Source organism: Ensifer sp. M14 (assembly GCF_003355565.1).
Lineage (GTDB): Bacteria > Pseudomonadota > Alphaproteobacteria > Rhizobiales > Rhizobiaceae > Ensifer.
This window is the reverse complement of sequence record NZ_QJNR01000008.1, coordinates 26,414-40,410: the sequence shown is the minus strand read 5'-3', so window position 1 is coordinate 40,410 and position 13,997 is coordinate 26,414. Positions and strand designations below refer to the sequence as shown.

14 protein-coding genes, 3 pseudogenes and 1 other annotated feature are annotated in these 13,997 nt (G+C 58.8%); of the genes and pseudogenes, 8 read left to right on the top strand and 9 right to left on the bottom strand.

Features of this window, described 5'->3' with window-relative positions; genetic code table 11:
• Window positions 1-90 precede the first annotated feature (90 nt).
• Window positions 91-1,620 (bottom strand): cache domain-containing protein, encoded by a 1,530-nt coding sequence (locus tag BLJAPNOD_RS25760; RefSeq protein WP_115421940.1) that lies wholly within the window; start codon window positions 1,618-1,620, stop codon window positions 91-93.
• Between the two features lie 406 nt (window positions 1,621-2,026).
• Here BLJAPNOD_RS25760 and BLJAPNOD_RS36135 point away from each other — a divergent pair.
• A pseudogene (locus tag BLJAPNOD_RS36135) lies at window positions 2,027-2,170 on the top strand (sorbosone dehydrogenase family protein); the annotation flags it as partial.
• Between the two features lie 135 nt (window positions 2,171-2,305).
• On the top strand, window positions 2,306-2,758 hold the full coding sequence (locus tag BLJAPNOD_RS25750; RefSeq protein WP_077500424.1) for a hypothetical protein: 453 nt from the start codon (window positions 2,306-2,308) through the stop codon (window positions 2,756-2,758).
• A gap of 35 nt (window positions 2,759-2,793) precedes the next feature.
• On the opposite strand, the gene BLJAPNOD_RS25745 is transcribed toward BLJAPNOD_RS25750, so the two are convergent.
• From BLJAPNOD_RS25745 to BLJAPNOD_RS25735, 3 genes are all read right to left on the bottom strand, one after another.
• Window positions 2,794-4,050, bottom strand: a complete 1,257-nt coding sequence (locus tag BLJAPNOD_RS25745) for a DUF763 domain-containing protein (RefSeq protein WP_115421939.1) — start codon at window positions 4,048-4,050, stop codon at window positions 2,794-2,796.
• Window positions 4,051-4,306: 256 nt separating this feature from the next.
• Complete coding sequence (locus tag BLJAPNOD_RS25740; protein ID WP_115422086.1) at window positions 4,307-4,888, bottom strand: DNA-3-methyladenine glycosylase; 582 nt, start codon at window positions 4,886-4,888, stop codon at window positions 4,307-4,309.
• A 400-nt stretch (window positions 4,889-5,288) separates the two neighbouring features.
• Window positions 5,289-5,594, bottom strand: a complete 306-nt coding sequence (locus BLJAPNOD_RS25735) for a hypothetical protein (protein ID WP_115421938.1) — start codon at window positions 5,592-5,594, stop codon at window positions 5,289-5,291.
• Window positions 5,595-5,999: 405 nt separating this feature from the next.
• Between BLJAPNOD_RS25735 and BLJAPNOD_RS25730 the strand changes: the two genes are divergently transcribed.
• Window positions 6,000-6,236 (top strand): hypothetical protein, encoded by a 237-nt coding sequence (locus BLJAPNOD_RS25730; RefSeq protein ID WP_077500313.1) that lies wholly within the window; start codon window positions 6,000-6,002, stop codon window positions 6,234-6,236.
• A gap of 160 nt (window positions 6,237-6,396) precedes the next feature.
• Here the strand turns inward: BLJAPNOD_RS25730 and BLJAPNOD_RS25725 are convergent, their stop codons facing one another.
• A complete protein-coding gene (locus BLJAPNOD_RS25725) occupies window positions 6,397-6,729 on the bottom strand; it encodes a hypothetical protein (RefSeq protein WP_115421937.1) in 333 nt (110 codons plus the stop codon).
• Between the two features lie 195 nt (window positions 6,730-6,924).
• Between BLJAPNOD_RS25725 and BLJAPNOD_RS25720 the strand changes: the two are divergent.
• Window positions 6,925-7,188: pseudogene (locus BLJAPNOD_RS25720) on the top strand (transposase); the annotation flags it as partial.
• 211 nt (window positions 7,189-7,399) lie between these two features.
• Here BLJAPNOD_RS25720 and BLJAPNOD_RS35680 read toward each other — a convergent pair.
• Window positions 7,400-7,540, bottom strand: a complete 141-nt coding sequence (locus BLJAPNOD_RS35680) for an ArdC family protein (RefSeq protein ID WP_256372339.1) — start codon at window positions 7,538-7,540, stop codon at window positions 7,400-7,402.
• 244 nt (window positions 7,541-7,784) lie between these two features.
• Between BLJAPNOD_RS35680 and BLJAPNOD_RS25710 the strand changes: the two genes are divergently transcribed.
• Together BLJAPNOD_RS25710 and catE are read left to right on the top strand one after the other, a co-directional pair.
• On the top strand, window positions 7,785-8,291 hold the full coding sequence (locus BLJAPNOD_RS25710) for a ferritin-like domain-containing protein (RefSeq protein ID WP_115421936.1): 507 nt from the start codon (window positions 7,785-7,787) through the stop codon (window positions 8,289-8,291).
• Between the two features lie 119 nt (window positions 8,292-8,410).
• Window positions 8,411-10,558, top strand: coding sequence for a catalase C (catE, locus tag BLJAPNOD_RS25705; RefSeq protein WP_115421935.1), 2,148 nt, complete (start codon window positions 8,411-8,413; stop codon window positions 10,556-10,558).
• Window positions 10,559-10,819: 261 nt separating this feature from the next.
• Here catE and BLJAPNOD_RS25700 read toward each other — a convergent pair.
• A pseudogene (locus BLJAPNOD_RS25700) lies at window positions 10,820-11,640 on the bottom strand (IS3 family transposase); the annotation flags it as partial.
• Window positions 11,455-11,567 (bottom strand) — a sequence feature (AL1L pseudoknot). (Overlaps the previous pseudogene by 113 nt.)
• 81 nt (window positions 11,641-11,721) lie before the next feature.
• On the opposite strand from BLJAPNOD_RS25700, the gene BLJAPNOD_RS35460 reads away from it, so the two are divergent.
• Window positions 11,722-11,865: a hypothetical protein gene (locus BLJAPNOD_RS35460; protein WP_158556175.1), complete on the top strand. Its 144-nt coding sequence runs from the start codon at window positions 11,722-11,724 to the stop codon at window positions 11,863-11,865.
• 631 nt (window positions 11,866-12,496) lie between these two features.
• Here the strand turns inward: BLJAPNOD_RS35460 and BLJAPNOD_RS25695 are convergent.
• Complete coding sequence (locus BLJAPNOD_RS25695; RefSeq protein ID WP_115421934.1) at window positions 12,497-13,111, bottom strand: hypothetical protein; 615 nt, start codon at window positions 13,109-13,111, stop codon at window positions 12,497-12,499.
• 32 nt (window positions 13,112-13,143) lie between these two features.
• Entirely contained in the window at window positions 13,144-13,458 is a 315-nt protein-coding gene (locus tag BLJAPNOD_RS25690) for a PepSY domain-containing protein (RefSeq protein WP_115421933.1), read from the bottom strand.
• 191 nt (window positions 13,459-13,649) lie between these two features.
• Between BLJAPNOD_RS25690 and BLJAPNOD_RS25685 the strand changes: the two genes are divergently transcribed.
• Window positions 13,650-13,895 carry a DUF982 domain-containing protein gene (locus BLJAPNOD_RS25685; RefSeq protein WP_115421932.1) on the top strand — a complete coding sequence of 82 codons (246 nt, stop codon included), beginning with the start codon at window positions 13,650-13,652 and terminating at the stop codon, window positions 13,893-13,895.
• Window positions 13,896-13,997: the final 102 nt, after the last annotated feature.

Below are 13,997 nucleotides of genomic sequence, written 5' to 3'. Positions count from 1 at the left end.
CGTGATCCGGCATGTGCTTCACCGGATTTCGGGACGCTGGAGGAGAGACACAATGCCCGAGCAAGACTTGTCCGCTTACCGACATTTCAGCTATTCATGGATTTCGATTTCCGCAGTGAAAACCGTGCCGTTTCGGCGCTCATAGAGGAACTCGCCTCGAAGCTGGCCCACGACTCCCTCGACAATACGCATACCCATTCCTTTGACGGCCGCGCCTTTGTCAAATCCGACGCCGTTATCGGCAATCACCAGGCAGGCCCGTTTGTTTTGGAGTGATCGCAACGCCACAGTGATGACCCCACTACGGCCATTCGGGAACGCGTACTTGAGCGCATTTGTAACCACCTCGTTCGTCAGGAGCGCAAGCGGCGTTGCGTGGTCTGCCGCGATGTCGATATTTTCAAGTTCATAACTGACACTAACGCGGTCGCCGCAGGCGATCAGCAGTTTGTCCACTACTGCGGGTATCAACTCCCGGGTGGACACCGTCGTGAACTGATCGCGGCTGTAGATCTGCTCATGGACCGCCACCATCGCTGCAATTCGGTCGAGGAGAGATTGCTGCATAGGCTTGGGGAGTTGCTGGGTCCGGATCAGCGATTGGACGGATTGAAAGTTGTTTTTGACGCGGTGATGAATTTCGCGCATCAAAAGTTGGTTCTCATCCAGCGCCGCAGTAAGGCGCTCGGATTTGGCCGCATCTATGCTCAGCAGATATTTGATCCACGCACCTGCGGCCAACAATCCCACCACTGCAAGCAGCAGCACTGTTCCCGCGATGAAGACATCGTTCCAGAACCGCACCATGCCTGCGCTCCGTTCAGCCGACCCGACCGCTACGAAGTCCGTTCCTTCAACGACCGTATATCCAACGATACGGGAGACGCCGTCGGCGGGAGACACGGCCTGATACGTCCCGGAGGGAGCGTCCGGCAGGAGATCGGTGAAGAGTGTGTACTTGCTCATGTCAAGGGGGCCCGCGGGCGCAGGATACCGGGCGACCAGTTGCCCATCTCGGCGTATGATACCAACTGTCGAACCTTCACCAAGGTCGACCGTTTCCCAGACCGCCGCCAGTACCTTCCCCTGGAAGGCTACGGTCGCTACGCCGGCGAATTCACCCTTCCGATCCAAGCGTCGACTGAAGACGAAAATTTGCTCCCCGGTAAGCCGACTGACCAGTAGGTTGGATACATGTGTCGTTGCCCCCCTTGCCAATTCCGAGAAATAGGGGCGGTCGGTGATGTTCATCGGCTTGATGGCTGGATCCGTCGAATACAATGTATTCCCGTTGCGATCCACGACATAGGCCTGAACCCCGCCCGGGAGGTCGGCGACCGCACCGTTGATGTCGCGAACTGTGTCGGTGGCAATGCCGATATCCGGTCCCAAGGAATCGTCGATGCGTTGAAGTGCCTGCCAGGCGAGCGCGTCGATCCAGGCCACGTTTGTAGCCACGATCTTGGCGGCGGCAGTCGCTCGCTCTTCGATGCGCCTGACCGAAGCCGAGTAACTCTCATGCAGCCAAAGGCCGAGAAGGATGAGAAGTGCGGCAAACATGGCCGCAATTACGGCTGTGGCCGCCGTCGCAACAGTCGGCGTACCCGGTTTGATGATCATTTGACCTCTGCTTCGCACAATCCCCCAGAGCGAGCATTATCCGACGCGTCGGTGGTTGTCACTTGTCGCCGTTGCGCCAGATCAAATCACTTTCCGCGAAGATTTCTCGCAATGGACAGACTGCCTTCCCCGAGACGATGACCGGCGAGGTCGGACCGTAGCAAAGGATGCCGGCACCTGCGCGCAAACGGTGCCGACTTGCTCAGATCTGCCTCCTTGCCGACTGGGCTCTTGAGCGAGGACAGGGTGCTTAAGGTCGGTCAAGCGGGTCTTCGCCCGCGTCCACGATGTCGAGGGCTCGCATCGGACGTTTGCTGCGCTAGGCACCCCTGATTTGGGTTCAAAAGCCCCAGAAGCCCTGTTCGCCGGAGGTTGTATGAGATAAGGCCGCGAGGTCGCCCGGCCCCTTCCCGGACCACCAAAGGACATCCTGACCGGCTTCATCGGAGGTGAAGACAAGGCGCGGGGACGGCCCGTGGGGCTTGCCATCGATCGGCAGGGTGCGCTTTTCGTCGGCAACGTAATCTGGCGGGTGACGCCGGCCAACTGACCTTCCCTCCGCTTCCGCGGACAGGCCGTCGAAAATTTGGAACCGCTTGCCGCGCGCGCCGTTTCCTTCCTGATACGGAAATCCGAGCCGCCTTCCCACGTAATCAATCGCGGCCGAACGCTGAAGGAGATGCCAATGTCCAACAATGTCCAAGATGGCGGCACCGCAAAGTCCACCGGTGAGAGCGAAACGGAATTTGGCAGGTCCATGGAAAGCAAGGCCCAGTTTGCCGACGCGCGTCGCCAGGCCACCGATTTCGTAGGGGAAGGCGGCCCCCTCAGCGTTTACCGCCTGGTTCCGATCGCAGCCGCCAGCGACCCTCGATGGCAAAATGCCCTAAACCAGGGCGAAGTATTGGTCGCCGCCCGTTCATCCGGAGATGCTCGCGTCGTCGCCGCAGGCTGCGAACTCGATTATATGGAAATCGATGCAGCACCTGCCGAAGGCGTGAGCACGCTGGACGCGAGCGCGTTCCGCGACGAAAAGCTCTATACCGTGATCGAAGTCGAGCATGCGAAACCAGGATTGGTCCGTGGCCTGATGGAAGGCAACATATCGGTGGCAACGATCAAGCCGGTACAGATCTGAGCCTCCATCCACGCAGCGATTGGTGGTCGGAGATATTATCGTGAAGGCTCTGGGTCTTTAGGCGGCTCCCATCCGAAGACACTGCGTCCGCCGAGCGACGCTGAGCGGCTAAATTCGCCGGCAACGATTTCCTTGAGATCGGGGCCGGTCACGTAGTGTTCGAGGCGACGCGCCTGCTCATCAAGACGCCGAAGCGCCTCAAGTTCTTCTGTATATCCGAGCTTGCTCTTCGAGACGGCCGACTTCATCACCCTGATGGTTTCATCATAGACCTTCAAGGGAACGGGAAACGGATGACGATCCTTTCCGCCGTGAGCGAGCGAAAAGCGAGCCGGATCTGAAAAGCGGCACGGCGCGCCGTGAACCACTTCAGCGACCATGGCCAGCGCCTCCACCGTTCGCGCGCCGACGCCGGGCGTCAGAAGCAGTTCCGGGAAGTCCTTCGGGCCTCGCTCGGATGCAGCAGCGAGTGCTGCATGCAGACGGCCCATGTTGACGTCCTTTTCCCGCACGTCGTGATGGACCGGCATCAGCAGATGGGGAAGCGGCAGCTGATCTGGAAGACTCTCGACAGCAGGGTCGGTACGTCTGACTGCGAGGACTTCGCGAACGATGCGGTCGGGGCCCATATTTGCAAGCAGATCAAGCTGGCTTTCTCGCGACCGTTCCGCCCGTCGGTCAGCAAGATTGACAATGACACCTTGGGTGTTGCCTTCAATCGCTGCATGTGGGCTGTCGAGAAAGCTCTCCAGGTTTTCCGACAGCCAGTGATAGCGCCTGGCCTGTCGTTGATCGCAATTCATGCCTTGCTGGACGACGACCCAATGGCCATCGTCGGTGACGATGAAGCCGTGCAAATAAAGATCGAAACCATCCTGAACCGCGGCACTGTCTATCTTGGCAACGAGGCGACTGGTGGTCACGAGATGCTGGGCGTCTAGACCGACCCGATCGCCGATGGCAAGCAGCTCTGCCGGAGTTTTGCGCGACTGCGCACCGCGCCCACCGCAAACATGGATTCCGAGCTCCGATGATACTGGCGTAAGGCCGCGCTTCAGCGCGCCGATGACGCTGGTGGTGATGCCGGAAGAATGCCAGTCCATGCCCATGACCGCACCAAACGACTGGAACCAGAAAGGGTGTGCCATCCGACGCAGAAATTCATCGCGGCCGTAGTGCACGATGATGGTTTCGGTGATCACGGCCCCGAGCCTGGTCATGCGATCTCCGAGCCACTTGGGCACGCGCCCGCCGTGGAGTGGGAGATCGGCACTACCCGAACGTTTTGCCATGAGTTTGTCCTGTCGACACACAATGACTGAGGGTGGGCTTTAGCATTTGCGGCTCAGAAGTTCGACCGTGAAACGGACGGTCGCAGGCTGGATGGGTAAGAAGCTCGGCTGCCTTTTCGTTGGCCAAAAGGAGAAAGCGGAAAAATCCTGATGTTCTCCATCCCCATCGCGTCCGCTTGGCACAGCCTGCGACCTTTTTAGGGAACTCAATCGCCGCTGGAATGTTCCGCCTTCAAGTTGCGCGATCGATTGTCGGTCACTCATTTTGCTCGAAATCTGGCAACGGGAAAGGCTCGGGAAATCTGCGGCTCAAATAACGCGAACCCTTTGCGCCGAAGCGCCATGGTCGATCGACCGCCTGGCTGATGCCGACCCGCGGGCCTTGACATAATTCGACCATGCCGCGACCCGCTGAAAGCCGGAACGGCGCAGAAGAGAGCGAAAGCCCATCAAGCTTCTGCGACACCGCGAGAGCCTGGCAGAGCCGCCCCGGGCCGGCACAGAGAAGATAGGCGTTGGCGGTTGCACGCCGCTGACGCATTGTTTCTATGCCAATGGTCGGTTCAAGTGCCCGGATCAGTACTGCGCTGCCTGTTTCGCAGACAAAGTTCAGGCACCAATGCAACCCATAGGACCGGTAGACATAGGCGCTGCTGGCCGGACCGAACATCGCGGCATTTCTTTTCGTCCGTCCCTTATGGCTGTGGGATGCGGCATCTGCCATTGTATAGGCTTCCGTTTCGACGATGATGCCGCCGACGCCGTCGACTTCAAACTCGGTCCCTATCAAGGCCTCGGCAACGCCAACAGCGTCCCGATTGAAAAACGCGGGCGAGATCAACGATGTTCTTCCTTTCCTGAAGCCGCCCCAATTCGAATTCCAAGGGGATTTCGCGCAAACCGGGCGCCAGATCCTAGTGGGGATAAGCAGGTTCTCCGCGCGGACGCGATATGGTTTTGTTCCGTCAGCGTCTGGCTGATGAAAAACTGACGCGCCTGGCTCTAATGATCCGAGAAGCTTTCGGCTCCCATCCGCACCTTCGCACCGGTTTCCGGCAATCTGAAGTGGCGGTAACCGCTGTTCGCGGGCTTCAGCGGCGCTTCGTCCAACGGAGGCCGACGGGGTTGCCGTATAGGTATGCTCCTCATCCACGTGTGAGACTTGATGGTTTCTTGCATACACCCACTGACCTAACTTGCTGCGCCAACGATCGTATTAGGGCCGCGGCTCGCGTTCGCTAGCGTCTCGACGCACCCCAGAGGTATCCGATGACGCCGGCCGCGATCAGGATCGGGGCAAGGTGGCTCCTGATCCTGTTCTGCGTCGTTTCAAGAAGAATGGCCGCCTCCGTTACAGCCAATCGAGACGTTCCTGAAGTAATCGACCCGAGCTCCCCGCGCAGGTTCGCAATTTCTGCTCGCAGCGCCTCGAGCTGAGCCTGTGGGGTCAAAGTGGCATTGCTTTCGGAAATGGTCTCCACCACCTCATCGACAACTCCCGCTTGGGTGACATTGTCACCGGTTTCGTAGCCACTGTGACCCATGAGCCGTCTCCTCTCGCGTGAAGGCGATGCCACCCAACGGTGGAGACATGGCATTGTTCCATCGGCATGGCTCGCTGACGAAATCTGGCATCACAATTTGAGCATTCGTGAGAATACCCTGTGGCTTCCGCAAGCGTTAGCCGCCTTATCAACATGATGTCGGTGACGACGATGCCCAAGCCTTAGCAAAGGTCTGAGAGCGAACCGCGGCTGGGCGCCACAGCCGCACCAGTGCGCGTCTGTGGGGAGAAATCTGCTCCCGCATCACGCACGCAGTGAGGCACGTGGCGAACCGCCGGCTTTGCTCCCGCTCAGCATTTACTTGTCTGGCCACCCATTCCGGCGACGATTTAGGGAACAATGACGCTGGTTCAGACTTTCCTTTCGAGCGGAGGTTGAGTCCAGATGACGCGTTACTTCTTTGATCTTAACAATGGTGACGGCAAGACGGTCGACGAAGAGGGCCAGGAACTCGGTTCGCGCAACGCGATCATGCAAGAAGTCACCCGCATCCTCGTGGATGTTGCTCGGGATGAATTGGCTGTTGGCCAGGGCACTGAAATATCAGTGTCGGTGCGCACTGACGTCGGTAAGGCCGTTTCGGTTGCTACCCTGACTTTTGAGAACGAGTGGCTCGATTGAGGGTCGCGGATTGATGCTGGCGCTCTGCGATCGACAGACCCATGAGCTGGGCGCCTCTGGTCACATTAGTGCGATATGCCCTAATCGGGGACTTCCAGTCCGCTGTCGATCCTGCCGGGCTGCAATCCCGAACGCTTAAGGCAATCAAAGTAGCTAAGCCCTAACTTTCGTCCGGGAGACGCGTCACCGGTGCCGCCACGAGTTTCTCCTTTGCGCCGGAACCCGCGCTCGATGGCGTCGACCCCTTGACGAGAATGCTCGATGTTTGGGCGTCGACCGCCGTCAGCGTCGTGCGCACAGCGTCTTCGATCTTCCGGCTGACTGCATCGGCATCGTCCCCCGGAAATACCGAGATCCTGCTCTTCAACCCGTCGCGCAGTGGTGCGAACTGGAATCCGCCACGCCTGGCGATGCGAAGCGTTTCCTCTCGGCGCCCGGCGATCGAGGCGATACGCCAGAACGGAGGGCCGCAGGAACACGGTTCGGTTGCCATCGTCACGATTCGACCACTTCGAACACGAACGCATCCTCCGCCAAATGCAGGCCATCGGCACTGAGGCATTCGTGTCCCATCGGCCCGGCTCCGGTGCAGACATAACTGTTAGCGACGGTCGACCGCCATGTCTCGGCTGCGATGTTGCGCAAGTCCTGCGTCAGCGTTTCGGCGCTGGTGCGGATCAGCCGCGGATCGCGAGGCAAGAAGCCTGATGCCGGTGAAACGAAGGCGGACAACGTTCGCCGATTCCGACAGCAACATAGCATACCCATCCTGACCGCTCTCAAGGTATGGCTAGACGAAATCGCGCCGAAGGTTTTGCCGGACACCAAGCTGGGCGATGCTGTATCCTACACCCTGAACCAGTGGGAATATCTGACGCGCTACACAGACGATGGCAGGATGCCGATCAACAACCTATTGGAGAGCGACATTCGAGTTTTTGCAACCGGACGCGGAAAGCTCGATCTTCTTCAAGCCCGGCTGATCGGTGACATGAAAAGGATGCATCAAATCTGCGTCAGAGCCAAAATTGGATGCCAAAGCAAAATGGGGCGGCAATACGCCTTGCTTCCGACGTGCCGAATGTGGGCGCTGAGATTGGCGAAAACCCGGTAGCGCTCCGGCAAACCGTCAATCTGATCGGCTTTGAAAACACTGTACCCCTTCATGAACGGGATCCGTCGCTCGATCTGCTCGCTAGCGTCGTCAGTTCCTTGCGCTCGATGGCGTTGACGTAGACGACAAGGGTCGACGTCTTACCCTTGCGCATCCGCGCACCGAGTTCGGCCGCCTGCATGTAGGTCATCCAATAGCGCGAAGACTATCCCTGCTCTGTCGCCGTCATCCAAGTCCAAAGCAGTGGCGAATGGGGCCGACGACGCCGGGCGTAAAACCCAATCCGCTATCGGAAACGCCCCAACGCCAATGGTTCTCTTTTGGAACTAAGTCCGCGCAAAGCTCCCCGGCTCAATTTTTTTTCGAATCGGGGGAACGTCGGCCGCACCCGATGGTTTTGGAAGTTCACATCGATCCAATGAAGGGATACCAACATGGCGACGGAAAAAACCTTGAACGACCTTTTCCTTGACACCCTCAAGGACATCTACTTTGCCGAGAAGCAGATCCTGAAGGCCCTGCCGAAGATGGCGCGAGCGGCTCAATCAGAAGAGGGCAAAGCCGGCTTTATCAAGCACCGGGATGAAACCGAGGCCCAGATTGAGCGCCTTGAGCAGGTCTTCGAAATGCTCGGCAAAGCTGCCCGTGGCAAGACCTGCGAGGCCATCCAGGGCATCATCGCCGAAGGCGAGGAGATCATGGAAGAATACAAGGGCACCGCTGCCCTTGATGCTGGCCTGATCGCATCGGCCCAGGCCGTCGAACATTATGAAATTGCCCGTTATGGAACCCTTATGGCCTGGGCTAAGCAGCTCGGTCTGAACGAAGCGATCCCTCTCCTGGACGCGAACCTTAAGGAGGAGATCGCCACCGACCAGAAGCTGACGGCGCTTGGCGAGGCCGCAGCAAATCCCAAGGCGTCCAAGCAAGCCGCCGAGTAGGCTCGCTTCAATTTCGAGAAGCCGCCGTAAAAGGCGCCGTAAAGGGCGGCTTTTTCATTCCGGAAAGGCAGCGAGGGCAGTTGCTCGTCCAGCCAATTCAGCACAATGGAGTTCGCCCCATGGCCAAGAAATCTCTCGAAACGTCGCCCTTGAAGCAGCGTGAAACAGTGACAATCCATGACCAGAAGCTGCGTCGAGGAGAAGGTGGAGAGCTTCACCAGACGGCAGAAGGCGAAACGCCTCTTCTGACCACCGCGCAAGGTGGCCCCGTGGCCGACGACCAGAATTCGTTGCGTATCGGTGACCGTGGTCCGCTTGTTGTCGACGACTTTCACTTCCGCGAAAAGATCTTTCACTTCGACCATGAGCGCATCCCCGAGCGCGTCGTTCATGCGCGCGGCTACGGCGCCCACGGCTTTTTTGAAACCTATGACTCGCTTGCGGCCTATACACGGGCGGATCTCTTCCAGCGAGCAGGCGAGAGGACACCGGCTTTCGTGCGCTTCTCGACGGTTGCTGGCAGCAAAGGATCCTTCGACCTTGCGCGCGACGTTCGCGGGTTCGCAGTCAAGATCTACACCAACGAAGGAAACTGGGATCTCGTCGGCAACAACATCCCCGTCTTCTTCATCCAAGACGCGATCAAGTTCCCCGACATTATCCATGCGGTAAAGCCGGAGCCGGACCGGGCCTTTCCCCAGGCACAATCGGCGCACGATACCTTCTGGGACTTCATCAGCCTGACGCCTGAAAGCATGCACATGATTATGTGGGTGATGTCGGATCGCGCCATCCCTCGCTCTTTCCGGTTCATGGAAGGTTTCGGCGTTCATACCTTCCGCCTCGTCAATGCCAAGGACGAGGCGACCTTCGTGAAATTCCACTGGAAGCCGAAACTAGGGTTGCAGTCCGTCGCCTGGAACGAAGGGGTCAAGATCAACGGCGCAGATCCGGACTTCCATCGTCGCGATCTCTGGCAGGCGATCCAATCAGGCAATTTTCCGGAATGGGAATTGCAGGTCCAGCTTTTCGATCAGGAATTCGCCGACAGTTTCGACTTCGACGTGCTCGATCCAACGAAGCTTATCCCCGAGGAGATCCTGGCGCCCCAGCCCGTTGGACGCCTTGTTCTCGATCGCATGCCCGACAATTTCTTCGCTGAGACCGAACAGGTCGCCTTCATGACGCAGAACGTGCCGCCCGGCATCGACTTCAGCAACGACCCTCTGCTTCAGGGCCGCAACTTTTCCTATCTGGATACGCAGCTGAAACGGCTCGGCAGCCCCAACTTCACTCATCTGCCGATCAATGCGCCGAAGTGTCCCTTCGCGCATTTCCAGCAAGACGGCCACATGGCTATGCGCAATCCGGCCGGCCGGGTGAACTACCAGCCCAATTCGTTCGACGAGGGCCCAAGGGAATCGCCAATGAATGGCTACCGCCACTTCGCGGCGCAAGAGAATGGCACCAAGGCGCGGCTCCGACCCGAAAGCTTCGCCGATCATTACAGCCAGGCTCGGCAATTCTACATCAGCCAGACGCCGCCGGAGCAACGCCATATCGCGGCAGCCCTGACATTCGAGCTCAGCAAGGTCGAAACCCCGGTCATTCGTGAGCGAATGGTCTCGCATCTCCTCAACATTGACGAGACACTGGCAAACACCATTGCCCAGAAACTCGGATTTCGGTCGATGCCGAAGCCTGCAGATGCCGCCATGCCCACCCGACAGGATCTCGAACCGTCGCCGGCTCTCAGCATCCTCGAGCGCGGGCCCAAACGTTTCGAGGGCCGCAAGCTCGGAATCTTGATCACCGACGGCGTCGATGCGAAATTGTTGAAGGGTCTGACGGCGGCGATTACCAAGGAAAAGGCCGTTTGCGAGCTGATCGCTCCGAAGGTCGGTGGCGTCGTGGCTTCGGACGGCAGCTGGATCGCGGCCCATCACATGATCGACGGAGGGCCTTCCGTCCTCTTTGATGCCGTGGCCTTGCTAACCTCTGCGGACGCAATCGAGGATCTGGTAAGGGAAGCGACCGCCCGTGATTTCGTGGCCGACGCCTTCCAGCATTGCAAGTTTATTGGTTACGATCCATCAGCCACGCCGCTGCTGGAAAAGGCCGGCATCGGCGATACGCTCGACGAGGGGGTTGTCGTTCTGCCGGGCGAGGATGGACTGTCGGCGTTTGTCTCAGACCTCGGTAAGCTGCGCGTCTGGGCTCGTGAACCGTCGGTGAAGCTTGGCAAGGCATCATCACAGGTGAGCTGAAATCACCCAAAAGGCCTCTCTTTTTCTTGGAGCGCGCACGCGCTCCAAGAAAGCGCTTTGAGCAAACAGGATCTGCCCACGTTCTGCATTGGCGTGGTTGAATGAGTTCACTTGAAAGGAACAAATTTTACCAACGCATGTTGATGAATAAGTATCAACCGACGGACGCTCCGATGTCACGCGCGCCCCACACCAACCGGGAAACCGTGGAAGCCGATCCATCAGGACAGTTTGCAAGAGGAATAAGTCGAAGTCACAACAACGCCACGGTACCCGCCGATGAATGACCTCGGCCTTGTAAAGGCCGTTGATCGTTTCAGTGAGAGCGTGCCTCCGCCAGCCGTTCAGTATAGCGAATGGAGACGTATTGCGAACCACGGTCGGAATGGTGAACCAGCCCGCCGCGATGAACGGGCCGCCGATCATCGCCTGGTCGAGGGCATCGAGCACAAAGCCTGCATGGGCAGTCCGGCTTGACCGCCAGCCGACGATACGGCGAGCGTAGGCATCGATAACGAAGGCCACGTGGACGAAGCCCTGCCAGGTCGCCACATAGGTGAAATCCGAAAGCCACAAGATGTTTGGTGCTGGAGCAAAGACCTGACGGTTCACCCGGTCGAGTGGGCATGGGGCGGCCTTGTCGCTGATCGTCGTGCGGATCGGTTTGCCGCGAATAATGCCCTACAGCCCCACTGACCTCATAAGCCGAGCGACTGTGCAGCGGGCGATGTCGTAGCCCTCTCGCAGTAACTGTCGCCAGACCTTGCGCACGCCGTAGACCTGGAAGTTCTCGTTGAATATCCGCCGTATCTCGACCTTCATGGCAATTTCGCGTCGGTTGCGTGCCGACAGACGGTGCACGTCGTTGCGCTTGGCATGACCTCATAATAGGTGGATGGGGCAATCGGCAGCAGTCTGCAGACCGGCTCGACCCCGAGCACCGAGCGGTGTGCATCGATGAAGGTAATCATCGCTTCAGTGGGCGGTCGAGCTCCGCCGCGCAAAGTCTCATTGGGCTGACGAAGCTCGCGGTTCCCCCGCTCCAGTTGCTTCATCCTGGCGGCGACGTCACTTGGCAGACCTGCCGCTTGCCGCTGCGCTGTCCACCTCGGCCTTCTTCACCAACGGTGATCGTCCGCTTCATTGGAGAAGGAAGCATCGCTATGGGAGATAGGCAACTCATCGACCGTGCAAAGGCGATGAAGGTCCAATTGACGGCCTTTAACGCCGAGGACCGCGATGGCGGAATCAACGGCAATTTTGATGCCGAACGCCCCGATAGTGTGCTCGGCAGATGTCAAATTTGAAGTGAAACGTAAACGCTTCGTGTGGGATCTGCCACTCTTCTGATTGCCGACGAGGGAGGGGGTCGGCGTTCGCGGTGTGGGCCCGGGGCGACTTTCTAACGACTGGTGAAACAGTGGAAGATGACGACCGCATGTTTTGGTTTGACCAGGACGAGGCCGAGATAGAGCTGGGTAACTTGGCAAATGCTCCAACTAACCTGGTCCTACGAATTTTGTGTGAAGCGACGACAAACTGGTTAGCGCCGCTCCCAGCGATGGTAACAGATTGGCGCCGGCCTCCCGTCCCTTCGCCGGGTTCGCCAGCTCCATTTTCAAGCCTTAGGAACCCAGCCACGGTAACGGTGCGAGCCCTGTATGGGCTCGATCCATGGTAGAAGTCAGCGAGGTTTCAGAAGCATGAGGGGTTGTCAAGGCCATGGTTCGCGCAGGTCACTCTTGACCATGCTCGAAACGAAGGCAAAGCACTTCGGTCTACCTCTCCAATACCATTTTCAGTATGTTCAAATCCGCAACGCATATTTAAGAGCCCTCCAGAACGGGAAGTCGGAAAGCACGGCTGGATGGGCTCAAAAATGCGTTCCCCGTTGACGGGGGACCGCTATACCACTGGTAGCCAGTACTCGATCTTTTGTCAGATCAACGTCCTACGGCTGGCATATCGTGCCCTCTCTTCTTCGATCTGCGCGGGGCTATACGGATCGAGTGTTTCGTCGAACCGGTTCCAGCCCTGCTCGCGATAAGAAGCGCGCCGCTCCTCAAGGTCGACCCAGTTGGAACGCTTGAGGATGGCCTCTGCTCGCGCGACCTCGTCGTCGGAAACGCGCGCAGTGACAAGCGTCCCGCCACGGCGAACGCCTTCGGCATAGACGTGCGCGTCTTCTTCCGGCACGCCGGAATCTGTTAGCGCACCGATAAGACCACCAACGGCACCACCGGCAATGGCGCCCGCAGCGGCACCCGCAGCCGTTGCAGCCAGCCAGCCCGCGGCCACGACCGGACCAACACCGGGGATTGCCATAAGGCCCAGCCCGGTCAGAAGACCGCCTGCCCCGCCAACAGCCGCACCCAGGCCGGCCCCGGTCCCTGCACCTGCTGCAACGCCCTCCGGGTCGTCAACGCCGTATCGACCTTCGGCGTTGCTCGCGACCATGCTCACGTCGTCATCGGAGATGCCGGCAGCTTTCAGGTCTCGCACGGCCTGCGAGGCCTGGTCATAAGTATCGAAGAGTCCCGTAACAGTTTTCATGGTAGCTAACTCCCTAATTTGTGCTTGCGTGTTCACTTGGCAACGATGTTGCCCTGGTAGTCGAGCGTGACGGTAACCGACTTCCCATCCTTGGTGGCGGAAGCCTGCCAAAAGCCCTTGTCGTCCAGCTTCAGTCCCGTGAGTGCGCTGTAGCCGTTCTCCTCTAGCCGAGCCCGCGCCTGCTCTTCCGTGAAGCTGTTGGCGCCCTCGACAGGAGCTGTTGGATTCGCGGTATCGGGAGTAGCGACAGCTGGCGTTTCAGGGTCCGGCGCTGGTGTTGTCGTCTGGGCGTAGGCACCGAGGGTGCTTGCCGCAAGAAACGCTGTCGCAAAGATCGTTCGTTTCATTGTCACCTCCTTGGAAGGTAATTGATCGATGTGGAAACAACGCGAGAACCTCACAGTGGTTCCTTTGGCGCATATTTACGCACGCCTACAATAGCTTACACACACCGCGCGCCTTGTTTGGAACGAAGGATGATTGCCGACGTTATCCTTTGTTAAAGCTGCGGTACGCCGGTTAAGAGAGGATCAGGTTGGTGATCGAAACATGGAACGAATGTGTCATCATCCAGCTTCCGGACCTCGACGGAGTGCAGATGGTATGGACGCCGGCGCGGGCAACGGTTCTGCTCAGTAACAGCTGGCCGGTGGCCTACGGAGTCGCTTACACCGACGCCCTCAACAAATGCACGGATGCCATGCTGGGCACCTTCCCTTGGGAAAATGCACGACAGGCGTTCCTTGAGGCGATTGCAGAGGCCAAGGTCGCCAAGTTGCACTGAGGCCCGACGCCCGGGCGGCGGGATCCCGCGCCATAAGCCAGCGTTTTTCGGAGCCTACCGTCGAAACCCGTCACACCTGCGTGTTTGCAAAGCCACTCTCGC